The organism is Bradyrhizobium sp., from assembly GCF_030654605.1.
Classification (GTDB): Bacteria; Pseudomonadota; Alphaproteobacteria; order Rhizobiales; family Xanthobacteraceae; genus Bradyrhizobium.
The window spans coordinates 1-22,677 of sequence record NZ_JAURXB010000230.1 but is presented as its reverse complement, the minus strand read 5'-3'; the positions used below and the strand labels follow the sequence as shown (position 1 = coordinate 22,677).

Annotated in this window: 18 protein-coding genes; 5 read left to right on the top strand and 13 right to left on the bottom strand. The window is 63.9% G+C overall.

The annotated features are described in order from the left end of the window. Positions 1-75: 75 nt before the first annotated feature. The gene (locus Q7U29_RS20760; protein WP_304744410.1) at positions 76-1,503 is read right to left on the bottom strand and encodes an IS1182 family transposase; all 1,428 of its coding nucleotides are present in this window, start codon (positions 1,501-1,503) and stop codon (positions 76-78) included. A gap of 97 nt (positions 1,504-1,600) precedes the next feature. Next, on the bottom strand, positions 1,601-2,092 hold the full coding sequence (gene irrA, locus Q7U29_RS20755) for an iron response transcriptional regulator IrrA (RefSeq protein WP_370691254.1): 492 nt from the start codon (positions 2,090-2,092) through the stop codon (positions 1,601-1,603). Positions 2,093-2,456: 364 nt separating this feature from the next. On the opposite strand from irrA, the gene fabA reads away from it, so the two are divergent. The 3 genes from fabA to fabI all read left to right on the top strand — a co-directional run bounded on the left by fabA (position 2,457) and on the right by fabI (position 5,233). After that, entirely contained in the window at positions 2,457-2,987 is a 531-nt protein-coding gene (fabA, locus tag Q7U29_RS20750) for a 3-hydroxyacyl-[acyl-carrier-protein] dehydratase FabA (protein WP_304744408.1), read from the top strand. Between the two features lie 75 nt (positions 2,988-3,062). After that, the gene (gene fabB, locus Q7U29_RS20745; protein WP_304744407.1) at positions 3,063-4,286 is read left to right on the top strand and encodes a beta-ketoacyl-ACP synthase I; all 1,224 of its coding nucleotides are present in this window, start codon (positions 3,063-3,065) and stop codon (positions 4,284-4,286) included. Positions 4,287-4,426: 140 nt separating this feature from the next. After that, the gene (gene fabI, locus Q7U29_RS20740) at positions 4,427-5,233 is read left to right on the top strand and encodes an enoyl-ACP reductase FabI (RefSeq protein ID WP_304744406.1); all 807 of its coding nucleotides are present in this window, start codon (positions 4,427-4,429) and stop codon (positions 5,231-5,233) included. Between the two features lie 165 nt (positions 5,234-5,398). On the opposite strand, the gene Q7U29_RS20735 is transcribed toward fabI, so the two are convergent. Together Q7U29_RS20735 and katG are read right to left on the bottom strand one after the other, a co-directional pair. Further along, positions 5,399-5,995 carry a glutathione S-transferase family protein gene (locus Q7U29_RS20735; RefSeq protein ID WP_304744405.1) on the bottom strand — a complete coding sequence of 199 codons (597 nt, stop codon included), beginning with the start codon at positions 5,993-5,995 and terminating at the stop codon, positions 5,399-5,401. A 119-nt stretch (positions 5,996-6,114) separates the two neighbouring features. Beyond that, positions 6,115-8,316 (bottom strand): catalase/peroxidase HPI, encoded by a 2,202-nt coding sequence (gene katG, locus Q7U29_RS20730; RefSeq protein WP_304744404.1) that lies wholly within the window; start codon positions 8,314-8,316, stop codon positions 6,115-6,117. 329 nt (positions 8,317-8,645) lie between these two features. On the opposite strand from katG, the gene Q7U29_RS20725 reads away from it, so the two are divergent. Next, positions 8,646-9,578, top strand: a complete 933-nt coding sequence (locus Q7U29_RS20725) for a LysR substrate-binding domain-containing protein (RefSeq protein WP_304744403.1) — start codon at positions 8,646-8,648, stop codon at positions 9,576-9,578. 175 nt (positions 9,579-9,753) lie between these two features. Here the strand turns inward: Q7U29_RS20725 and Q7U29_RS20720 are convergent, their stop codons facing one another. The 9 genes from Q7U29_RS20720 to rimP form a co-directional block, all read right to left on the bottom strand. Continuing rightward, complete coding sequence (locus Q7U29_RS20720; protein WP_304744402.1) at positions 9,754-10,503, bottom strand: superoxide dismutase; 750 nt, start codon at positions 10,501-10,503, stop codon at positions 9,754-9,756. A gap of 280 nt (positions 10,504-10,783) precedes the next feature. Then, the gene (gene pnp, locus Q7U29_RS20715) at positions 10,784-12,937 is read right to left on the bottom strand and encodes a polyribonucleotide nucleotidyltransferase (protein WP_304744401.1); all 2,154 of its coding nucleotides are present in this window, start codon (positions 12,935-12,937) and stop codon (positions 10,784-10,786) included. A 286-nt stretch (positions 12,938-13,223) separates the two neighbouring features. Continuing rightward, positions 13,224-13,493, bottom strand: coding sequence for a 30S ribosomal protein S15 (gene rpsO, locus Q7U29_RS20710; RefSeq protein WP_304744400.1), 270 nt, complete (start codon positions 13,491-13,493; stop codon positions 13,224-13,226). 2 nt (positions 13,494-13,495) lie between these two features. Then, on the bottom strand, positions 13,496-14,611 hold the full coding sequence (gene truB, locus Q7U29_RS20705) for a tRNA pseudouridine(55) synthase TruB (protein WP_304744399.1): 1,116 nt from the start codon (positions 14,609-14,611) through the stop codon (positions 13,496-13,498). After that, positions 14,608-15,024 carry a 30S ribosome-binding factor RbfA gene (rbfA, locus tag Q7U29_RS20700; RefSeq protein WP_304744398.1) on the bottom strand — a complete coding sequence of 139 codons (417 nt, stop codon included), beginning with the start codon at positions 15,022-15,024 and terminating at the stop codon, positions 14,608-14,610. Before rbfA ends, truB begins: the two co-directional genes overlap by 4 nt. Positions 15,025-15,219: 195 nt before the next feature. Continuing rightward, a complete protein-coding gene (gene infB / locus Q7U29_RS20695; RefSeq protein WP_304744397.1) occupies positions 15,220-17,829 on the bottom strand; it encodes a translation initiation factor IF-2 in 2,610 nt (869 codons plus the stop codon). A gap of 9 nt (positions 17,830-17,838) precedes the next feature. Then, positions 17,839-18,600, bottom strand: coding sequence for an RNA-binding protein (locus Q7U29_RS20690; RefSeq protein WP_304744396.1), 762 nt, complete (start codon positions 18,598-18,600; stop codon positions 17,839-17,841). A 75-nt stretch (positions 18,601-18,675) separates the two neighbouring features. Beyond that, positions 18,676-20,289, bottom strand: a complete 1,614-nt coding sequence (gene nusA / locus Q7U29_RS20685) for a transcription termination factor NusA (protein WP_304744394.1) — start codon at positions 20,287-20,289, stop codon at positions 18,676-18,678. A gap of 3 nt (positions 20,290-20,292) precedes the next feature. Next, positions 20,293-21,063 (bottom strand): ribosome maturation factor RimP, encoded by a 771-nt coding sequence (rimP, locus tag Q7U29_RS20680; RefSeq protein WP_304744392.1) that lies wholly within the window; start codon positions 21,061-21,063, stop codon positions 20,293-20,295. 340 nt (positions 21,064-21,403) lie between these two features. Between rimP and Q7U29_RS20675 the strand changes: the two genes are divergently transcribed. Then, positions 21,404-22,483 (top strand): DUF2336 domain-containing protein, encoded by a 1,080-nt coding sequence (locus Q7U29_RS20675; protein WP_304744391.1) that lies wholly within the window; start codon positions 21,404-21,406, stop codon positions 22,481-22,483. Positions 22,484-22,677 lie beyond the last annotated feature (194 nt).

The following is a 22,677-nucleotide window of genomic DNA, read 5'->3' as shown; positions in this document are numbered from 1 at the left end:
CCAGGCTGTGTGAGAAGTCGCGGTTTTTTTTGGATTAGGACACGGCGGCGTTTACGGAGGGCACAAGAATCTTCGTCAGGCGGTAGAGGGCTCCAGCGCTTCCAGCAGCGCCGGTACTCCGAGGATGCTGATCACCCGTTTGAGATTGTAGCACAGCACCCCTGGGGCCAGTTCGGCCTTGGCTTTCTTCAATCCCTTTATCAGGAACCGGGGGTGGGCCATGAGCCACTTCATCGTCCCGAACGGATGCTCGACGGTTTCCCGGCGGTGCTTCATCCATACCGGCTCGTCCGTCGCCCGGCGGTGCATCGCCTCCCGCGCATCTTCGTAAAAATCGCGCACGATGACTCGCCGCGCCGCCTCGGTACATTGCGGCTTCAGCGCGCAGCTGCCGCAGGACCGGCTGGTGTATTCTTTCTTCTTCTGGGTGTGGGAAGTCTTGAACAGGCTCAGCGTGGCGCCGGCCGGACAGCGCCAGCTATCGCTTTCGCGATCATAGCTGAACCGGTCACGGCTGAAGTATTGGGCCCCGTTCGGATTGACCGTCTCGGCACGTGGCACGATGGCGGTGATACCGTCCCGCTCGCAAAGTGCGCCATGCTCGCCGTTCGAATAGCCGGTGTCGGCGACCACCGTCACTTCGTCGGCACCTACGGCAGCCTTGCCCTGCACCGCCATCGGATGAAGCTGCCGGTAGTCGTTGCCCTCGTTGGTCAGATCGAAAGCCACGATCAGCTTGTGCTCGACATCGACCGCCGTCTGCGCGTTGTAGGCGACCGCGTGACCATGCGGCGTCCGCATCAGTTTTGCCTCCCGTTCGGTCATGACCATTTGCTTCAGCCCGCGCGCCGCCAGATCCTCCGCCTGGCCCTGCAGCCGCGCCTTTTGGGCCTTGAGTGCTTCGATCGCAGCCGCGATATCGGCGGGTTTGCCGGCCGATCCCGGCTCCTCCCGATCAGCCTCGTCCATCGAAGCCAGGTACTCCGCGATCTTACGGTCAATCGCCGCGTTCATCTTCTTGATCCGCTTTGGCGTCATGACCTGTTTGCGGCTTGCCACCGCCGCGATCTTGGTCCCGTCAATCGCCAGCAACTCGGCCCCGAACAGCGACTGCTCCCGACAGAACCGGATAAAGGCGCGGCATACTCCCACGATCGCTTCCACGTGGTCCTTGCGAAAGTCGGCAATCGTCTTGAACGCCGGCGTCAGGCGGTTGAGCAGCCACATCACCTGAACGTTGCGATGCGTCTCGGCCTCAAGCCGACGGCTGGCGCGAATCCGGTGCAAATAGCCGTAAATGTAAAGCTTCAACAGATCGCCCGGAGCATACGGCGGCCGCCCCATCTCTTCGGCCGCAACCTTGGAAAATCCCAATGCCGCAAGGTCCAGCGTCTCCACGAAGGCATCAATCACCCGCACCGGATCGTCTGGACCAACCACCTCGTCCAGAACCTCAGGAAACAAGGTCGCTTGATAACGCGACGCTCCGGTGACATGCGCCATCACGGCCCCCGAATCAGAAAATCCACTCCAAATGATGTTAACACACCCACTTTTCACACAGCCTGCTTCGCAGGGACGACGGCGGTGAGTATGCCGCTCAGCGCTTCTTGCGCAGCCGCACGACCATGTCGACCCGGGCGATCTCGTAGCCTTCGGGCACATCCGGCATCTTCTGCAGCACCAGATGTGGGTCGGGAATGTCGACCAGCTCGTGGCTGTTTTCGAGGTAGAAGTGGTGATGCGTCGTGACGTTGGTGTCGAAATAGGTCTTGGTGCCGTCGACGCTGACCTGGCGCAGCAGACCGGCATCGGTCAGCTGGTTCAGGGTGTTGTAGACGGTGGCGAGCGATACCGGGACTTTGGCGAGGGTGGCCTCCTCGTAGAGCATTTCCGCGGTGAGATGGCGGGCACCTTTTCCGAACAGCAGCCAGCCCAGCGCCATGCGCTGACGGGTCGGACGCAGCCCGGCCGCCTGCAGCATTTCGTTGACGTCATGCCAGGGACAGCCGGTCAGCGCCGGCTGGTGGCCCGCGGGGCGGGTCGCCGGATGGGCGGCGTCGTCATTCAAAATCGAAGTATCCACGCTTATTTCCACGTCAGGCACCGCACTCGCTGTCGCACTACAATTATCGAAGAATATAGAGGGAAATCGGTTAGATGCAAGTATTTCGCAACTGGAACGGCCCCATGGTAACTAGAACGATCCTAAGGTAAATGGAACCGGTAGCGGACGCGGCGATTTCCCCGGCAGTGGTGCTTTGCCACTGGCAGGGCCTATGATAGAGAGCGCGCGGACTTAGCTTTGCGATTCCGGCAAAGGCGAGCGCCGGTTGCCGCAGGACCATCCTGAACTGCGGTATTTGCACCAACTCGCAATAATTGGTGCTTCCTACGCGAATCGGGTCCATTTCGCTCGAAAACGCTCCATCGGGATTTGAAAGAGGCTCGGCAGCATGCTGGATCGACGCGGCAGTTACGAATACGAGGATCTGCTGGCGTGCGGCCGCGGCGAGATGTTCGGCCCGGGCAACGCACAATTGCCGCTGCCGCCGATGCTGATGTTCGACCGCATCAGCGAAATTTCCGAGACCGGCGGGGAGTATGGCAAGGGCCTGATCCGCGCCGAACTCGAGGTGAAGCCGGATCTCTGGTTTTTCGGCTGTCATTTCAAGGGCGATCCGGTGATGCCGGGGTGCCTGGGTCTCGATGCGTTCTGGCAGATGGTCGGCTTTTATCTGGGCTGGACCGGCGGCGCCGGGCGCGGCCGGGCGCTGGGCCTCGGCGAGCTGAAGTTTTCCGGACAGGTGCTGCCGAACGTCCGCAAGGTTGTGTACAATGTCGATATCAAACGCGTGATGCGCTCAAAGCTGGTGCTGGGCATCGCCGACGGGTGGCTTTCCACCGACGGTGATATTATCTATCGCGCGAAGGATCTGAAGGTCGGGCTGTTCAAGCAGGACGCCGAACTTCAGCCGGGCATCTGACACTGTTCCGGCCGAGGCGGCATTCGGTTTGACAGCGGCCATCACACAAAACCGCAACGACAGGGCGAGGCGATCATGAGGCGGGTTGTCATCACGGGGATGGGCATCGTCTCGTCCATCGGAAACAACACCCAGGAAGTACTGGCGAGCCTCCACGAGGCGAAGTCCGGAATCACGCGCGCGGACAAGTATGCCGAGCTCGGTTTCCGCTCCCAGGTGCAGGGCGCGCCGACGCTCGATCCTGCCGGCGTCATCGACCGGCGCGCGATGCGCTTCCTCGGCGAGGGCGCGGCGTGGAATCACATCGCGATGGAGCAGGCGATCCAGGATTCCGGGCTCGAGCCCACCGAGGTTTCCAACATCCGCACCGGCATCATCATGGGCTCCGGCGGGCCGTCGGCCCGCACCATCGTGGAAGCCGCCGACATCACCCGCACCAAGGGGCCGAAGCGGGTCGGACCGTTCGCGGTGCCAAAGGCGATGTCGTCGACGGCGTCGGCGACGCTCGCCACCTGGTTCAAGATCAAGGGCGTCAACTATTCGATCTCGTCGGCCTGCGCCACCTCGAACCATTGCATCGGCAATGCATACGAGACCATCCAGATCGGCAAACAGGACGTGATCTTCGCGGGCGGCTGCGAGGAACTCGACTGGTCGCTGTCGGTGCTGTTCGACGCGATGGGCGCGATGTCGTCGAAATACAACGATACGCCCGCGACCGCGTCCCGCCCCTATGACGTCAGCCGCGACGGCTTTGTCATTGCCGGCGGCGCCGGCGTGGTGGTGCTGGAAGAACTCGAGCATGCCAAGGCGCGCGGCGCGAAAATCTACGGCGAGATCGTCGGCTACGGCGCCACCTCGGACGGCTACGACATGGTCGCGCCCTCGGGCGAGGGCGCCGAACGCTGCATGAGAATGGCGATGGCCACGGTCGACACCAAAATCGACTACATCAATCCGCACGCGACCTCGACGCCGGCCGGCGATCCGCCGGAGATAGAGGCGATCCGCAAGGTGTTCGGCGTCGGCGACAAGTGCCCGCCGATTTCGGCGACCAAGGCGCTGACAGGACATTCGCTCGGCGCCACCGGCGTGCAGGAAGCGATCTATTCGCTCTTGATGATGCAGAACGGCTTCATCTGCGAAAGCGCCAATATCACCGAGCTCGATCCGGTGTTCGCCGACATGCCGATCGTGCGCAAGCGCATCGACAATGCCAGGCTCGGCACCGTGCTGTCGAATTCCTTCGGCTTCGGCGGCACCAACGCCACGCTGGTGTTCAAGCGGATGGATGCGTGATCTTGCGCGCGGCCTGATACCTCAATTCACCGTCATGGCCGGGCTCGTCCCGGCCATCCACGTCTTGATCCAGGTGAGGTCAGAAAGACGTGGATGCCCGGGCCAAGCCCGGGCATGACGCAAGAGAAAGCGTTGCGAGTATGCAGGACCTGATGAAGGGCAAGCGCGGGCTGATCATGGGCATCGCCAATGATCATTCGATTGCGTGGGGCATCGCCAGGGCGCTGGCGGCGCAGGGTGCCGAACTCGCCTTCACTTACCAGGGCGACGCTCTGGGCAAGCGCGTCAAGCCTTTGGCCCAGTCGCTCGGCGTCGATACCGTGATTCCCTGCGACGTCGAAGACCTGGCCAGCGTCGATGCCCTGTTCGAGACGCTGCGCGCCAAATGGGGTCATCTCGACTTCCTGGTCCACGCCATCGGCGCTTCCGACAAGAATGAGTTGAAGGGCCGCTACGCCGACACCAGCCGCGAGAACTTTTCCCGCACCATGGTGATTTCGTGCTTCTCCTTCACGGAACTGGCCAGGCGCGCCGCCGAGCTGATGCCGACATCCGGCGGCAGCATGATTACGCTGACCTTCGGCGGCTCCATGCGTGTGATGCCCAACTATAACGTGATGGGCGTCGCCAAGGCCGCATTGGAAGCCTCCGTGCGCTATCTCGCCGCCGATTTCGGCTCGCGCGGCATTCGCATCAACGCGATTTCGGCCGGACCGATCCGAACGCTGGCGGGATCGGGCATCGGCGATGCGCGCGCGATGTTTGCTTTCCAGCAGAAGCATTCGCCGCTCGGCCGCGGCGTGACGCTGGACGAACTCGGCGGCTCGGCGCTCTATCTGCTGTCGGAACTGTCGGGCGGCGTCACCGGCGAAATCCACTACGTCGATTCCGGCTACAACATCATCTCGATGCCGCGTCCGGAAGAGCTGAAGATCCTCGGGGATTAATTCTTGGTTCGCGCCTTGGCAACATAGCAAACTGTCATCGCCCGGCTTGACCGGGCGACCCAGTACGCCGCGGCTTCTCGGTCTATGTCGAACGTCTCTGGAATACTGGGTCGTCCGGTCAAGCCGGACGATGACAATTGTTGGTGGGGTAAGGCGAGCGTCTCTCTACCCCGCCGCGATCTTCTCCGCGCGCTGGAACGCCGGGCGCGCTGCGCAGCGATCGAGATAGGCGTCGAATGACGGGCGCGGAGGCACCATCTTGAACATCCGCACCGCGAAATTAAGTCCCGATCCGATGACGATATCCGCGGCCGAAAAAGTGTCGCCGAGAATCCACGGGCCCTTGCTCACCGCCGCATCGAGCACGTCGAATACGCGCTGCGCCTCGCCCCAGCCTGCGGCGACCGGGTTCATCTCGATCTTGGTCGCGAGCTGCACGATCGCGGGCTCGATGCAGCCGGGCGAGAAGAACAGCCAGTACAGATATTTCGCGCGCGCGGGATCGCCGAGCGGCGGCGCCAGCCTGGCTTCGGGATAGCGCTCGGCGACATAGGCGCAGATCGCGGCGGCCTCCGCCAGCGTGGCGTCGCCATCCGCCAGCGCCGGCACCTTGCCCATCGGATTGATCGCGAGATATTCCGGCGTCTTCTGCGCGCCGGTGGCGATATCGGTCAGCACGCGCTCGTAAGGCTGTCCGGTTTCCTCCATCAGCCAGAGCGCGGTAAACGACCGCGTGCGCGGCGCCCAATAGAGTTTCATCATCTGATAGATTCCTGATTCTTCCGTCGACCTGTTCGCTTTATAGACAAATCCTCAAAACTCGCAAAAAAAGGGCGGCCCTTCGGCCGCCCCCATTCGCGATTCGCTGATCGCTGCGGCGGTTACTCCGCAGCCTGCAGCTGGGGCACCAGATCGAAGCGATCGGCATTCATCACCTTGGTCCACGCCGCCACGAAGTCTTTCGCGAACTTCCCCTTCGCGTCGGCGCAGGCATAGACTTCCGCGATGGCGCGCAGCTGCGAGTGCGACCCGAAGATGAGGTCGACGCGGGTGCCGGTCCACTTGACCTCGTTGGTCTTGCGGTCGCGTCCCTCGAACACGCCCTCGGTTCCGGCGGACGGCTGCCATTGCGTGCTCATGTCGAGCAGGTTGACGAAGAAGTCGTTGGTCAGCGTCTCCGGTCGCTTGGTGAAGACTCCGTGCGCCGGCTGCCCGGCGTTCAACGCGCGCAGGCCGCCGACCAGCACCGTCATCTCAGGCGCCGTCAGCGTCAGCAATTGCGCCCGGTCCACCAGCTGCTCCTCCGGGGACAAGCGCTGCGGGCCACGGACATAGTTGCGGAATCCGTCGGAAGTCAGCTCGAGCGGGGCAAAGGATTCGACGTCGGTTTGCTCCTGCGACGCGTCCATACGGCCGGGCGCGAACGGCACCTTCACATCCTGTCCGGCGTCCTTCGCTGCCTTCTCGATCGCGGCGCTGCCACCGAGAACGATCAGGTCGGCCAGCGAGACTTTCTTGCCGCCGGCGTTGAATTCCTTCTGGATCGCTTCGAGCTTCTGAAGGACCGTTGCCAGCTGAGCCGGCTGGTTGACGTCCCAATCCTTCTGCGGCGCGAGGCGAATGCGCGCACCATTCGCGCCACCGCGCTTGTCGGAACCGCGGAACGTCGAGGCGGAAGCCCAGGCCGTCGAAACCAGCTGGGAGACGGACAGCCCGGATGCCAGGATTTTCGCCTTCAGGGCTGCAATGTCCTGTTCTCCGATCAGCGGATGATCCACCGCGGGGATCGGGTCCTGCCACGGCAATTCCTCCTTCGGAACCAGCGGGCCGAGATAGCGCACGATCGGTCCCATGTCGCGGTGGGTGAGCTTGTACCAGGCCTTGGCGAACGCGTCCGCGAACTGATCCGGATTCTCGTGGAAGCGCCTCGCAATCTTTTCGTAGGCAGGGTCGAACCGCAAGGCGAGGTCGGTGGTCAGCATCGATGGCACGTGACGCTTCGACGGGTCGTGCGCATCCGGCACCGAATTGGCGCCTGCGCCATGCTTCGGGATCCATTGATGGGCGCCGGCCGGGCTCTTGGTCAGTTCCCATTCATAGCCGAACAGGTTCCAGAAGAAGTTGTTGCTCCACTTCGTCGGCGTCGTGGTCCAGACCACTTCCAGCCCGCTGCCGATCGTGTCGCCGCCTTTGCCGCTGCCATAGGTGTTTTTCCAGCCCAGCCCCTGCTCCTCGATGGAGGCGGCCTCGGGCTCGGGGCCGACATACTTGCCCGGATCGGCCGCGCCGTGGGTCTTGCCGAAGGTGTGTCCGCCGGCGATCAGCGCGACGGTTTCCTCGTCGTTCATCGCCATGCGCGAGAACGTCTCGCGGATATCCCGCGCTGACGCGAGGGGGTCCGGATTGCCGTTCGGCCCTTCCGGATTGACGTAGATCAGCCCCATCTGCACGGCGGCGAGAGGATTCGCGAGATCGCGGTCGCCGCTGTAGCGCTCGTCCGCCAGCCATTTGCCTTCGGCGCCCCAGTAGATGTCCTCTTCGGGCTCCCAGACATCGGCGCGCCCACCGCCGAAACCGAACGTCTTGAACCCCATCGACTCGAGGGCGACGTTGCCGGTGAGAATCATGAGGTCGGCCCACGAGATCTTGTCGCCGTATTTCTGCTTGATCGGCCACAGCAACCGGCGCGCCTTGTCGAGGTTGACGTTGTCCGGCCAGCTGTTGAGCGGCGCGAAACGCTGCTGGCCGGCTCCGGCTCCGCCGCGGCCATCGCCGATGCGGTAAGTGCCCGCGCTGTGCCACGCCATCCGGATGAACAGCGGCCCGTAATGGCCAAAGTCCGCCGGCCACCACTCCTGCGAATCCGTCATCAGCGCGGTAAGGTCCTTCCTCAACGCCTCCATGTCGAGCTTCTTGAACTCCTCGGCATAGTCGAACGCCTCGCCCATCGGATTGGACAGGGCGGAGTGCTGGTGCAGAACCTGAAGGTTCAGCTGGTTCGGCCACCAGTCGCGGTTGGCCCTGGCAGCGGTCGTGTGCACGACCGGGCACTTGCCGGCGCTCTCGTCAGTCTTTGCGTCCATGGTTCTCTCCGATCGTGGTCTGAAATCTTGTCGAGTCGCTCCGTGTGGAGCGACCGGTGATGGGGTTCTGGTTGACGGCATTGGACTGGCGGCGCCGGTGATTATTGGGGGCGGTCAGCCATGGCTGTTGTTCCTTCCGGCAGGTAGGGCGGAGTGTGCATTTGACCAAGGGGACACCGCGGAGGCATTGACCTGGAGCAACCACGTCAGCCGGCCCTGCGGGATTCTCGGTGCCTTCAGTCAAATTCGCTGCACCCCCACCTTGGAAGATATCTAACATCAGGTCCAGTCGAATTGTCTTGGGCTCTCGATCAGTTTATCTTATCGGCATGATCACGCTCAGACAGCTTCGTTACCTCTCGGCGCTCGCCAGGCACGGCCATTTCGGCCGCGCCGCCGAGGCCTGTTCCGTGACCCAGCCCGCACTGTCGATGCAGATTCGCGACCTCGAGCGGACCCTCGGTGTCGCGGTAGTGGAGCGGCGGCCGGGCGACGTGATGCTGACCGATGTCGGGCGCGAGATCGCGCGTCGGGCAGAAGACGTGCTGACCGCCTCGCGCGATCTGGTGGATTTTGCCAGGCATCGCAGTGGCCCGCTGACAGGCCGGCTGACGCTCGGCGTCATCCCGTCGCTGGCGCCCTATCTGCTGCCGCGGATTCTTCCGCTGTTGCAGAGCCGGTTTCCGGAATTGCAGCTGGAACTGCGCGAAACCCAGACACGGCAGTTGATCGAGGACATCAAGAGCGGCGCGCTCGATGCCGCCATGCTCGCCTTGCCGGTGGCCGAGCCGGAGATCGATACGATTGCCCTGTTCGAGGATCTGTTCCTGCTGGCGGTGCCGGCGAGCGATCCGCGAAAGGAGACCGCGCGGGTGGCCGCTGCAGACATCGATCAGAGCCGGCTGATCCTGCTCGAGGACGGCCACTGCCTGCGCGACCAGGCACTGGCGTTCTGCGCCACCGCGACGCGGGTCCGCAGCGGCGCCGGCACCGTGTTCGGCGCCAGCAGCCTGAACACGGTGATGCAGATGGTTGCGGGCGGCTACGGCGTCACGCTGATTCCGCAGATCGCCGCCGATGTCGAGCGGCGCGACGCGCGCGTGAAATTCCTGCGGCTGGAAAATCCGCAGCCCGGCCGCAGCATCGGCCTCGTGTTCCGCCGCACCTCGCCGCGCAAGGCGGACTTTGCGGCGCTGGGCGAGGTGGTGAAGGAGAGTGTGGGGGAGACGGTGGCGAAGAGTACGAACAAGAAACCCGGTTGATCGCGGGACCGCCATCTTCTCCCTCTCCCGCTTGCGGGGGAGGGCCGGGGTGGGGGTGCTTCAGCGGGTTCACTGCCAGCAGTTGAGCGGAGGAGAGAGCCCCCTCCCTAACCCTCCCCCGCAAGCGGGAGAGGGGACGGAGCGTCACTGCCGAGCGACTGAAAGTGAGCTTATATTAGACCCCCAGCGTGCCGGCCTTCGCCGCCGCATAGCGCTCGGCGATCTTCGTCCAGTTCACCGTATTCCACCACGCCTTGAGGTAGTCCGCGCGGCGGTTCTGGTAGTTGAGATAATAGGCATGCTCCCAGACGTCGTTGCCCATCAAGGCGCGCTTGCCGTCCATGATCGGGTTGTCCTGGTTCGGCCGAGTCTCGATCGCGAGCTTGCCTTCCTTGGTCACGGTCACGAATACCCAGCCCGAGCCGAACTGGCGGCCGCCCGCGGCGTTGAAATCGGTCTGGAATTTCTCGAGGCCGCCGAGATCCTTGTCGATCGCGGCCAGCACTTCGCCCTCGGGCTTGCCGCCGTTCGATCCCATGATCTCCCAGAACATGGTGTGGTTGGCGTGGCCGCCGAGATTGTTGCGAACGGCGAATTTGATGTCGTCGTTCAGGGCATTGAGGTTGCCGAGCACGTCGGTGATCTTGCTGCTGCCGAGCTGCGGATTGGTCTTGGCGATAGTGTTGAGGTTCGCGACATAGGCGGCATGATGCCGGTCATGGTGGATTTCCATGGTCCTGGCATCGATGTGGGGTTCCAGCGCATTGAATGCATAGGTCAGCGGCGGGAGCACGAAAGGGCCTGCGGCGGGCGCGGCAGCGGGGGCAGCGGCAGTCGCCTGGGCGAATACAGCGCGTGGCGCGACGGCGGCGGCGGCGATGCCTGCGGCCATCGTGACGAAATGGCGACGGGATATGGCGGACATGAGAGGTCTCCCTGGGCTGGTGCGAGCACGGGGTGCTCGATTCGGAACATGGTAATGAACGAGGTCGGCGGTTGACGCAAAATCCGATTTCAGGCGACCGGCCGCCTGTGGCCGGGAGAAACGCGCAAGCATCAACTACGTGCCGGGTGGCCGGCGGTTTCGGCCGAGTCTGCGGCGGAATCGCGCATGCCGATCATCGAGATGTGATCGGCCTCTCATGGAAGCCAACAAAAAGGGCGGCTGAAAAGCCGCCCTTCGTTGTCTCTTGCCGTTGCGACGATTACTCGCCGGCGGCTTCGCGCGCCGGAGCTTCGGCCTTCTGGCCGGCTTCGAGGTCCTCGCCGGTCACCTGGTCGACCGCCTTCATCGACAGACGCGTCTTGCCGCGATCGTCGAAGCCGAGCAGCTTGACCTTGACCTTGTCGCCTTCCTTGACGACATCGGAGGTCTTCTGCACGCGGGCCGATGCGAGCTGGCTGATGTGGACGAGGCCGTCCTTGGCGCCGAAGAAGTTCACGAACGCGCCGAACTCCATCACCTTGACCACGGTGCCGTCATAGATCTGGCCGAGTTCCGGATCGGAAGCGATCGACTTGATCCACTTGATCGCCGCCTTGATCGATTCGCCGTCGGCGGACGCGACCTTGACGGTGCCGTCGTCGTCGATGTTGACCTTGGCGCCGGTCTTTTCCACGATTTCGCGGATCACCTTGCCGCCGGTGCCGATCACTTCACGGATCTTGTCGGTCGGGATCTTGAAGGTCTCGATGCGCGGCGCGTATTCGCCGAGCTCGGCGCGGGCGTTGGTCAACGCCTTCGACATCTCGCCGAGGATGTGGATACGCCCGTCCTTGGCCTGGCCGAGCGCGACCTTCATGATCTCCTCGGTAATGCCGGCGATCTTGATGTCCATCTGCAGCGAGGTGATGCCGACGTCGGTGCCGGCGACCTTGAAGTCCATGTCGCCGAGATGATCCTCGTCACCGAGGATGTCGGACAGCACCGCGAAGCGCGAACCTTCCAGGATGAGGCCCATGGCGATACCCGCCGTCGGCCGCTTCAGGGGAACGCCCGCGTCCATCAGCGCCAGCGAAGCGCCGCAGACCGAAGCCATCGAGGACGATCCGTTCGACTCGGTGATCTCGGAGACGACGCGCACCGTGTAGGGGAATTCGTGGTGCGGCGGCAGAACCGGGTGGATCGCGCGCCAGGCCAGCTTGCCGTGGCCGATTTCACGCCGCTTGGTGCCGCCCATGCGTCCGGTCTCACCGACCGAGTAGGGAGGAAAGTTGTAGTGGAGCAGGAACTGCTCCTTGTAGGTGCCTGACAGCGAGTCGATGTACTGCTCGTCCTCCCCGGTGCCGAGCGTGGTCACCACCATCGCCTGGGTTTCACCGCGGGTGAACAGCGCCGAACCGTGGGCGCGCGGCAGCACGCCGACTTCGGCGATGATCTGGCGCACGGTCTTGGAATCGCGGCCGTCGATGCGCTTGCCGGTGTCGAGGATGTTCCAGCGAACGATCTTGGCTTCCAGTTCCTTGAACACGCCGGCGATGCGGAGCTTGTCGTATTTCGGCTCCTGGCCTTCCGGGAAATAGTGCGCCATCACCTTTTCCTTGGCCTTGCCGACCGCCGCATAGCGGTCCTGCTTGATCGGGATGGAATAGGCGGCGCGCAGCTCGGTCTCGATCAGGCCCAGAATCTCTTTTTCCAGCACGCTTTCGTCGACGACCTTGACGTCGCGCGGCTCCTTGGCGGCCTTCTCGGCGAGTTCGATGATCGCGTTGACCACCGGCTGGAAATGCCGGTGTCCGAACATCACGGCGCCGAGCATGATGTCTTCGTTGAGTTCCTTGGCTTCCGATTCCACCATCAGCACGGCGTCGGCGGTGCCGGCGACGACGAGATCGAGCTGGGTTTCGACCATCTCGTCGAGCGTCGGGTTCAGCACATATTCGTCATTGATGAAGCCGACGCGGGCGGCACCGATCGGGCCCTTGAAGGGGGCTCCCGAAATGGTCAGCGCCGCGGAGGCGGCAACCAGCGCCAGAATGTCGGGATCGTTCTCCATGTCGTGCGACAGCACGGTGACGATGACCTGGGTCTCGTTGCGCCAGCCATCGACGAACAGCGGACGGATCGGACGGTCGATCAGGCGGGAGACCAGCGTTTCCTTCTCGGTGGGCCGGCCCTCGCGCTTGAAGTAGCCGCCGGGAATGCGCCCCGCGGCGTAGGTCTTTTCGATGTAGTCGACGGTCAGCGGCAGGAAGTCGACGCCATCGCGGGCGTTCTTGGCGGCCACCACGGTGGCAAGCACCACGGTCTCGCCGTAGGTGGCGAGCACGGCGCCATCGGCCTGACGGGCGATCTTGCCGGTTTCAAGCCTGAGGGGACGCCCACCCCAGTCGATTTCGACTGAATGAATATTGAACATGTAGGTCTTCTTTCTTGGGTTTACGAAAGAACGTCGGCCCAGAAACACAAAGACCATGCGCAAGATTGCGAGACGCTGATCACGATACGAGATCAGCGTCCGGCGATCCTGCCATGGTCTTTATACTTCGGATGGCGTCCATCCTTTCGGTAGTACGGGCATCTTGCCCCGCCCAGCGGCCGGATTGCTGCTGGACGTGTTTGAGCATGATCGTCTCCGAAAATCGGAGCCTGGGTTCCAGAAGATCATGCGAAAACGCGCGCGAGATGCGCGCGTGAACTTGCGCTCAACGACGAATGTTGTGCTTTTCGAGCAGCGCCTTGTAACGCCCTTCGTCCTTGCGCTTGATGTAATCGAGCAAGGAACGGCGCGTGGCGACCATTTTCAAGAGGCCCCGGCGTGAATGATTGTCCTTCACGTGGGATTTGAAATGCCCGGTGAGGTTATTGATGCGTTCCGACAGGATCGCAACCTGAACCTCGGGCGAGCCGGTGTCGCCGGCCTTGTTGGCATTCGTCTTGATGACTTCCGCTTTGCGTTCGGCGGTAATCGACATCGTCAAACTCTTTCATTGCTGCGAGCCGAACTGGCGGTCAGTCCGGTCAGGTTAAACACGCGCTTGGGGATGAGTTCGCCATTGCCAATTTCGGCGAGGGCCAAAAGCCGGCCTGCCACCGTGACATAGACTGTGCCGCTACTATTGGGCGCATCCCGTCCGCGCAACAAAACGGCCTGGCCCCGATGGAGCCTTGCCGCATCAGCCCGTGTGACGGCCAGTGCCGGGATGTCGTCCAGCGCGGTCTCAACGGGCAAAAGCGCGTCGGCGAGGCTACCCTCGCCAGACGCGGCTCTATCGCACAAAGCCTCCAACTGTTCCAGCGGAATCATGTCCTTCTCGCCGAACGGCCCTACCAAGGTCCGGCGCAGCGCGCAGATATGGCCGAAACAGCCCAAAATACGACCCATATCGCGGGCCAGCGCCCGCACATAGGTTCCCTTGCCGCACTCGGCCTCGAACACCGAATGGCTGTTATCCGGTTGTTCCACAAGGGATAAATGGTGAATCTCGACCGGGCGCGGCTTCAGGTCGACGGTTTCGCCGTCGCGCGCCAGATCATAGGCGCGCTCGCCCTGGACCTTGATCGCGGAATATTGCGGCGGGATCTGCTCGATCACGCCGGTAAAGCGCGGCAGCAGGGCCCTGATATCCTCGACGGTCGGCCTGAGATCGCTGGTCCGGGTCGCGCGCCCCTCGGTATCGTCGGTGTCGCGTTCCTCGCCCCAGGCCACCGTAAAGCGGTAGCGCTTGCGGCCGTCCATCACGAAGGGAACCGTCTTGGTGGCTTCGCCCAGCGCGATCGGCAGGCCGCCGGAAGCCAGCGGATCGAGCGTGCCGGCGTGGCCGGCGCGCTTGGCCGTGAACAGCCGCTTCACCACCGCGACCGCCTGGGTCGAGGTCATGCCGATCGGCTTGTCGAGGATCACCCAGCCATGAACGTCGCGCTTGTCGCGCCGCATCTGGTTGTTGGGGCGCGGCTGCTTGCCGGAGCGCGGCCGGTTCTCGTCGCGAACCTGATTCGCGTCGCGATTCGCTCCCGAAGAAATATTTTTTTCAGGCGCTTCCGAATCGCCGATTTCCGGCTCGATCACGCTGTTGGCGGTGGTCACGATCATTCCTTGTCGTCCGAATCGGGTGCGAGGTCTCTTTGCACCGCAGGTGTTCGCAGTAATTTCTCTATTCGTTCCGCTTCCTCGAATCGTTCGTCGACGCGGAAGCGAACATCAGGCGCGAATTTCAGGTTAACGCGGTGCGCGATCTCGCCGCGCAGGAACTTCTTGTTGCGCTCCAGCGCCGCGATCACCTTTTCGATGTCACGGCCGCCGAGCGGCATCACATAAACCGTCGCGAGCTTCAGGTCCGGCGACATCCGCACCTCCGGCACGGTGATGATGTGACCCTCGAGGTCCGGGTCGTGCACGCTACCCTGCGACAGGATATCGGCGACGGCGTGGCGCACCACCTCGCCGACGCGCAACTGACGCTGCGAGCCGCCGGGAGCGGAGTCCTTCTTGTGGTGACTGGGCATGGCGGTCTCTCGAAAACGAATCGTCATGGCCGGCTAAAGCGCGAAGCGCGTCTTCGCGTTCGATGCCCCGGCCATCGACATCCTTCTTGCGGTTGAATTCCTGGAGACGTGCATGCCCGGCACATCCAGTGCGATGGCCGGGCAATGACGTCGAACTAGTTCAATATCCTTCTGACGAAGCCGTAAGGTTCAGACTTACAGGCTGCGCTGGATGGTCTCCACGCGATAACATTCGATGACGTCGCCGGCCCGCATGTCGCCGTAATTCTCGAACGCCATGCCGCATTCCTGGCCGGACTGTACTTCCTTCACTTCGTCCTTGAAGCGCTTCAGCGTCGACAGTTTGCCTTCATGCACGACGACGTTGTCGCGGATCAGGCGGACGTTGGCGCCGCGTTCCACGGTGCCGTCGGTGACGCGGCAGCCCGCGACCTTGCCGACCTTGGAGATGTTGAACACTTCCAGGATCAGGGCATTGCCCAGCATGGTCTCGCGCAGCGTCGGCGCCAGCAGGCCCGACATCGCCTTCTTCACGTCATCGACGAGGTCGTAGATGATGTTGTAGTAGCGGATTTCGATGCCGTTGCGCTTGGCGGCGGCGGCGGCTTCCTTGTGGGCGCGGACGTTGAAGCCGATGATGGCGGCATTGAAGCCTTCCGCCAGCGTGACGTCGGATTCCGAAATGCCGCCGACACCTGCGTGCAGAATGCGCGCCATGACTTCTTCGGTACCGAGCTTGTCGAGCGAGCCCAAGATCGCTTCCAGCGAGCCCTGCACGTCGGCCTTGATGATTAGCGGGAAGTCCTTGCGGCCCGTGGTCTTGAGTTGCGACATCATCTGCTCGAGCGAGCCGCGCATGCCGGAAATCGAGGCAGCCGCGTTCTCGCGCTTCTGATGGGCGCGGTAGCTCGTGACCTGGCGGGCGCGGGCTTCGTTCTCGACCACGGCAAGCCGGTCGCCGGCTTCCGGCGGGCCGTTGAAGCCGAGCACCTCGACCGGGACGGACGGGCCGGCCTCGTCGATGGTGACGCCCTGATCGTTGATCAGCGCACGGACCCGGCCCATTTCGGCGCCGGCGACGATGATGTCGCCCACGCGCAAGGTGCCGCGCTGCACCAGCACGGTCGCGACCGGACCGCGGCCGCGATCGAGCTTGGCTTCGATCACGGTGCCTTCGGCGGGACGCGAGACGTTGGTCTTGAGGTCGAGCAGTTCGGCCTGCAGCGCCACCATTTCCAGGAGCTTGTCGAGGTTGGTCTTGTTCTTGGCGGAAACCTCGACGTCGACGACGTCGCCGCCCATCGATTCGACCTGCACTTCGTATTGCAGCAGCTCGGTGCGGACCCGCTCCGGCTTGGCGTCGGGCTTGTCGATCTTGTTGATCGCGATGATCATCGGAACCTTGGCCGCCTTGGCGTGATTGATCGCCTCGATGGTCTGCGGCATGACGCCGTCATCGGCCGCGACCACCAGGATCACGATGTCGGTGACCTTGGCGCCGCGGGCGCGCATCGCGGTGAACGCGGCGTGGCCCGGGGTGTCGATGAAGGTGATCTTCTTGCCGCTTTCCGGCGAGGTCACCTGATAGGCGCCGATATGCTGGGTGATGCCGCCGGCTTCGCCTGACACCACGTTGGCGTGGCGCAGCGCGTCGAGCAGCGAGGTCTTGCCGTGGTCGACGTGACCCATCACGGTGACGACGGGCGAACGCGGCTCGGTATCGGTGGAATCGTCGACGATGTCGAACAGGCCTTCCTCGACGTCCGAGGCGGCGACGCGCTTGACGGTGTGGCCGAGTTCCTCGGCGATCAGCTGGGCGGTGTCGGCATCGATCACGTCGGTGATCTTGTGCATCGCGCCCTGCTTCATCAGCAGGCGGATGACGTCGACCGCGCGTTCCGACATGCGGTTGGCGAGTTCCTGGATGTTGATGGCTTCCGGAATCACCACTTCGCGGATCAGCTTTTCCTTCGGCTCGTTGGACTGGTGTCCCTTGAGGCGCTGGGTGCGGCGGCGGAACGAGGCGATCGAACGCTCGCGCACGTCGTCGGCGGTCAGCGCGGTGACCAGCGTCAGGCGGCCGCGCTGCTTTTGCGGCGCCGGCTTGGCGGTCGTCTTCGGCGGCACGGCGGGGCGCACGGCGCCGCCCGGACCGCGACGGATCTGGCGCGGACCTTCATCCTCGTCGGTGGCTTCGGCGGCAACGCCGGGAGCGCGCGCGGCGGGCGCAGCGGCAGCCTTGGCGGCAGCGGCGGTCTTGGCTTCGGCTTCGCCAAAACGCTTCTTGGCTTCGAGTTCGGCCTTGCGCTTGGCTTCCTCGTCCTGGCGGTGGCGTTCTTCCTCGGCCTTGCGGCGGGCCTCGGCGGCCTCGCGCTCGGCCTGCTCGATGCCTTCCTTGGAATTGCGGCGCCGGGCTTCCTCTTCGGCCAGCCGGCGTTCCTCGGTGTCGCGAACCCTGGCGTCGGCAAGGGCGCTGGCGCGGGCGGTGCGTTCATCGTCGGTCAGCGTCTGCAGCACGACGCCTGAATTGCGTCGCGGCGGAGCCGGCGGGGCGGCGGGACGGGCGAGCGGCGCGGCCGGCCTGGGAGGTGCTGCCTTGGCAACGACCGGCTCCGGCGCGTGCGGCGCTTCGGCTGGCCCATCGCCACCGACGCGGCGCTTGCCACGCTTCTCGACCACGACCTGCTTGGTCCGGCCGTGGCTGAAGCTCTGGCGCACGGTGCCCGTCTCGACGCGCGGCTTCAGCGTCAAGGTCTTGGTCGGAACACTCAGTGTCTTGTCGCCAGGCGTTTTCGTATCAACCATTCAGCAGTCCTAATCTTGTTCTGTTGTGCGTGTCCGCACAGTCTGTTCAGGCAAATTCTTCGACAAGTTCTTGTTAGACAAGTTTTTGGCCGCATCGCCGGCAGTCTTGTCGTCATCCGCCATCCGGTATCGGACCAGGAGTTGGCTGCGCGACAGGAACGTCTTGCTCGCCGGGCCCGCGAGCACGGCAGCATGTATCACATTTGACCGCCCTAGTGCCAAATCCAATTGTTCGGACGTCAGCGCCGTGACGACCGGCAATTCGGGCGATTCATCGCCAATTCCGGCGTTTTGCCTGACGATGGCGTCCAATTTGCGGATTCCGTCCGCGGCGCCGTCCGAGGCGTGGATCAGGGCGCTGACAGAATTTTGCGCCTGCCCCGGCTTCAGGGCGCCCTCGACCTTGCTGAAGCCGGACACCACCTGGCCGGCCTTGGCGGCCATCGCCAGCGCCTCGCTGACGCTGCGCACCAGCAGGGCCTCGGTATCCGCCGCCAGCGTGGCCGCGGCCCGGACCTCGCGCTTGAAGCCCTTGCTGAACTGGTTACGCCGGACCGCTTCCGCAACCGCCTGCCGGGAGGCCGAAACCCACAGGCCCCGGCCGGGAAGCCTGCGCTTCAGGTCCGGGGTCACCTCGCCCTGGGGGGCTACGACAAACCGGATCAGTTCGTCGATCGGCCGCACCACTCGCGTGACCGCGCACATCCGCACCGTCGCGGACCTGTTGGTCCGCGGTCCGTTGTCGAGATCGGGGTCGGCGAGTGCAAGCATGCGTGCGACATCTCTCCTGTCATCTGCGCGTTACGGTCGCGCAGAACCGGTAGCCAATTTCGAAGGAACCGCGCATCAAACCGGCTGGTCTTCGGTGGTCTCGGCCTCGTCGGTCTTCTTGACGAGGTCGGCCTCGGTGATCCAGCCGGCGATGACGCGCGCCTGCATGATCATGTTCTCGGCATCGTCGCGCGAGATTTCGTTGGCGTCGAGAATGCCGGGGTGCTTGGTCGGCTCGGCGCCTTCCTTGCGTTCGGTCCAGCCCACCAGATCGTCGGTGGCGCAACCGGCGAGGTCCTCGACCGTCTTGATCTCGTTCTCGCCGAATTTCACCAGCATCTTCGAAGTCACGCCGGGCACCGTCTTCAGAGCGTCATCCACACCGAGTTCCTTACGTTTGTTTTCGAGCTCGCTTTCGAGCGTTTCCAGATATTCTCGGGCCCGGCTCTGCAGCTCGTTGGCGGTTTCGTCGTCGAAACCTTCGATGCCGGCCAGTTCCTTGACGTCGACCAGCGCCAGTTCCTCCACCGAGGTGAAGCCTTCGGACGCCAGCAATTGGCCGACCACTTCGTCGACATTGAGCGCTTCCATGAACACCCGCGTGGAGTTCTCGAAATCGGCCTGGCGGCGCTCGGATTCTTCCTGTTCGGTCAGAATGTCGATGTCCCAGCCGGTCAGCTGCGAGGCGAGACGAACGTTCTGTCCGCGCCGGCCGATCGCCAGCGACAGCTGGTTGTTGGTGTCGGGAACCACGACCTCGATGCGCTCGCGGTCCTCGTCGATCACGACCTTGGCGACTTCGGCGGGCGCCAGCGCGTTGACGACGAAGGTCGCGATGTCGGGCGACCACGGGATGATGTCGATCTTCTCGCCCTGCAATTCGTTGACCACCGCCTGCACCCGCGAGCCGCGCATGCCGACGCAGGCGCCGACCGGATCGACCGAGGAATCCCTTGAAATCACGCCGATTTTCGCGCGCGATCCGGGATCGCGGGCGACCGCCTTGATCTCGACGATGCCGTCATAGATCTCGGGCACTTCCTGCGCGAACAGCTTCGCCATGAACTGCGGATGGGTGCGGGAGAGGAAGATCTGCGGCCCGCGGGTTTCGCGGCGCACGTCGAAAATATAGGCGCGGACGCGGTCGCCGTTGCGGAACACCTCGCGCGGCAGCATTTCGTCGCGGCGGATGATGGCTTCGCCACGGCCCAGATCGACAATGACGCTGCCATATTCGACGCGCTTGACGATGCCGTTGACGATGTCGCCGATGCGGTCCTTGAATTCCTGATACTGCCGGTCGCGCTCGGCCTCGCGCACCTTCTGCACGATCACCTGCTTGGCGGACTGCGCGGCAATGCGGCCATATTCCAGCGGCGGCAGGGTGTCGGCGATGGTGTCGCCGACCTGCGCGCCGGGATTGGCGCGCTGCGCGTCGATCAATGAAATCTGGTTCGACGAGTTCTCGACCTGCTCGACCACCAGCATGTGGCGCGACAGCCGCAATTCGCCCTTCTTGGCGTCGATCTCGGCGTGGACGTCGGTCTCGCTGCCGTAGCGGGCCCGCGCCGCCTTGGCGATGGCGTCTTCCATCGCCGCGATCACGATCGAGCGGTCGATCGATTTCTCGCGCGCCACCGCGTCCGCGATCTGCAGCAGTTCAAGTTTATTGGCGCTGACAGCTGCCATGGTTCATTCTCCTTCAGTGGGATCGATTTCGCCTCTTCGCAGTCTGTCTGCGGCGAGGCGGTGTTCCTTGGTGTTCTTCGGGGCGATCTTCTTTGCCGGCTTCAACTTCGCCTTCGGCGCATTGCTCTTGGTCGGGTCGCTTCTCTTCGCGTGCGGCGGGGGCGGCGGCTTGATTCCGAGATTCTGCTTCATCTCGCGCTCAGCCAGCTTGCCGCGCCGCATCGACTCCGCGACCAGTTCGTCCGTCAGCACCAGCCGGGCGTCGGCGATGTCTTCCATGACCAGCAAGACCTCGGGATACTCGTCGCCGCGAACGTCATCGCGACGCAAATGCACGGCATCGCCCTCGACGCCGCCGAGCATGCCGCGAAACCGCTTGCGGCCCTGATGCGCGACCGCCATCTCGATCTTCACGAGATGGCCGGCATAGCGTTCGAAATCGGAGCGGCGCACCAGCGGCCGGTCGATCCCGGGCGAGGAAATCTCCAGCCGGTAGGCCTTCTCGATCGGGTCGGCGACATCAAGCACCGGCGACAGCGCCTTCGAGATCGCCTCGCAATCGTCGATCAGCATGGTTCCGTCAGGCCGTTCCGCCATGATCTGGACGGTGCAGCCGAATTCGCCTGAAATCTTGATCCGCACCAGCCGGTAGCCCATGCCCTGCAGCACCGGGCCGGCCACCGCCGATACCCGCGCCGCGACGCCCGGCTCGACCACGAGACGCGGCTCGGCAAGCAGATCGAAGTCCACGGAACCAGCAGTTGGGTCGGTCATGGCCAGGGTCAAATTTGGTCTAACTTGCAGTGGGTTAGCCGGATTCAAGCGCGGTCCGGCAGGGCTGCCCCGAATGGAACCCGGCGCCGCACCCAGCGCCGGCCTCGTTCAGGTAATAAAAAAGAGCGGGTCCCGAGGGGCCCACTCTCAATACGCGATCGTATGAGAACCATAAGTTGCGGCTGATATAGCGGTTTTCCACTGTGACGGCAAGGCCCGTGAGTCCGCAAACCCGTGATTTTGCGGCCTTTCCGGCAGGTTTCAACCTAACCCTTCCTTCACGAACGCCACCTAACGTGCCGAAATATCCGCCAATGCGGCGCGTTTGAGTGTGTTTTGGATGACCATCGCCACATCGCTGATCCCGGGGCTTGATGAGATCGTCAGAAATGGCGATCCCAAGCGTCGCGCCGAGGCCGCGCGGCGGATCACGGAGCTGTATCTGCAGGGCGCGGCGAATTACCGGGCCGACCATGTCGACCTGTTCGACGGCATTCTGACCGGCCTCGTTCCGCACGCCGAACTCGCCGCGCGCGCCGATCTGGCCGAGCGGTTGTCGATCCTCGCCAATGCGCCGCGCGCGCTGGTCGGGCAACTCGCGCGCGAAGACGAGATCGCGATCGCCGGTCCGCTGCTGCGCCGATCGTCCGTCATCGACGAGCAGGCGCTGGTCGAAATCGCCCGCAGCAAGGGCCAGGACCATTTGCTGGCGATGTCGGAGCGGCCGACGCTTTCTCCCGATCTCACCGATGTCATGGTACGCCGCGGCGATCGCGAGGTGGTGCGGCGCGCCGCGGGCAATGCGGGCGCGCTGTTTTCGCACGCCGGATATTCCGGCCTGATCAAGCGCGCCGGCCAGGACGCCGTGCTGACGCTCGCGGTCGGCCAGCGCGCCGATCTTTCAGGGCCGCAGCTGAAGGAGCTGCTGGCAGGATCGGTCGAGGTGGTCCGCCGCCGCCTGTTCGAACTGGTCAGGCCCGAGCGGCAGGCCGATATCGAGGCGGCGATGGGCGAAATCTCCAGCCTGCCGGGCGCCGCGAGTCGCCGCGACTTCGCGCCGGCGCAGCGCGCCGTGCTGGCGCTGCATGATGCGGGCGAATTGAACGAAGCAGCACTCCTCGGCTTTGCCAAGGCTTTCAAATATGAGGAATCGATTGCGACGCTGTCCGCCATGGCGGCGGTGAAACTCGATACCCTGGACCGCCTGATTGCCGGCGACCGCCACGATCCGATCCTGATCGTCGGCAAGGTGATCGGCCTCGAATGGCCCACCGTGCGCGCGCTGATCCTGCTGCGGCTCGGCCCCAACCGGGTGCCGTCGCCGTCGGACATCGAGAGCGCACGGGTGAATTTCGCGCGGCTGATGCCTTCCACGGCCGAGCGCGTGGTGACGTTCTGGCAGGCCCGCCAGACGGCGTGATGCCGTCATTGCGAGCGAAGCGAAGCAATCCATTCTTTCTTTGCGCGGCAAGCTGGATTGCTTGTGCGCCAGGCGAAGCTGGCGTGATCCTACCGGTGAAAGTCCGGTCCGGGTAGGCCGTAGCGGGCGCCCGGTAACGAGTGTTGCGTGGTCGCCGGCGACGACGGCTGCGAAGCGTACACAGTGATCGTGTG

Coding starts and splice junctions, on each gene's coding strand:
- Q7U29_RS20760 (WP_304744410.1), bottom strand. CDS start 1,503: ATGGCGCATGTCACCGGAGCGTCGCGTTATCAAGCGACCTTGTTTCCT.
- fabA (WP_304744408.1), top strand. CDS start 2,457: ATGCTGGATCGACGCGGCAGTTACGAATACGAGGATCTGCTGGCGTGC.
- fabB (WP_304744407.1), top strand. CDS start 3,063: ATGAGGCGGGTTGTCATCACGGGGATGGGCATCGTCTCGTCCATCGGA.
- fabI (WP_304744406.1), top strand. CDS start 4,427: ATGCAGGACCTGATGAAGGGCAAGCGCGGGCTGATCATGGGCATCGCC.
- Q7U29_RS20735 (WP_304744405.1), bottom strand. CDS start 5,995: ATGATGAAACTCTATTGGGCGCCGCGCACGCGGTCGTTTACCGCGCTC.
- katG (WP_304744404.1), bottom strand. CDS start 8,316: ATGGACGCAAAGACTGACGAGAGCGCCGGCAAGTGCCCGGTCGTGCAC.
- Q7U29_RS20725 (WP_304744403.1), top strand. CDS start 8,646: ATGATCACGCTCAGACAGCTTCGTTACCTCTCGGCGCTCGCCAGGCAC.
- Q7U29_RS20720 (WP_304744402.1), bottom strand. CDS start 10,503: ATGTCCGCCATATCCCGTCGCCATTTCGTCACGATGGCCGCAGGCATC.
- pnp (WP_304744401.1), bottom strand. CDS start 12,937: ATGTTCAATATTCATTCAGTCGAAATCGACTGGGGTGGGCGTCCCCTC.
- rpsO (WP_304744400.1), bottom strand. CDS start 13,493: ATGTCGATTACCGCCGAACGCAAAGCGGAAGTCATCAAGACGAATGCC.
- truB (WP_304744399.1), bottom strand. CDS start 14,611: ATGATCGTGACCACCGCCAACAGCGTGATCGAGCCGGAAATCGGCGAT.
- rbfA (WP_304744398.1), bottom strand. CDS start 15,024: ATGCCCAGTCACCACAAGAAGGACTCCGCTCCCGGCGGCTCGCAGCGT.
- infB (WP_304744397.1), bottom strand. CDS start 17,829: ATGGTTGATACGAAAACGCCTGGCGACAAGACACTGAGTGTTCCGACC.
- Q7U29_RS20690 (WP_304744396.1), bottom strand. CDS start 18,600: ATGCTTGCACTCGCCGACCCCGATCTCGACAACGGACCGCGGACCAAC.
- nusA (WP_304744394.1), bottom strand. CDS start 20,289: ATGGCAGCTGTCAGCGCCAATAAACTTGAACTGCTGCAGATCGCGGAC.
- rimP (WP_304744392.1), bottom strand. CDS start 21,063: ATGACCGACCCAACTGCTGGTTCCGTGGACTTCGATCTGCTTGCCGAG.
- Q7U29_RS20675 (WP_304744391.1), top strand. CDS start 21,404: ATGACCATCGCCACATCGCTGATCCCGGGGCTTGATGAGATCGTCAGA.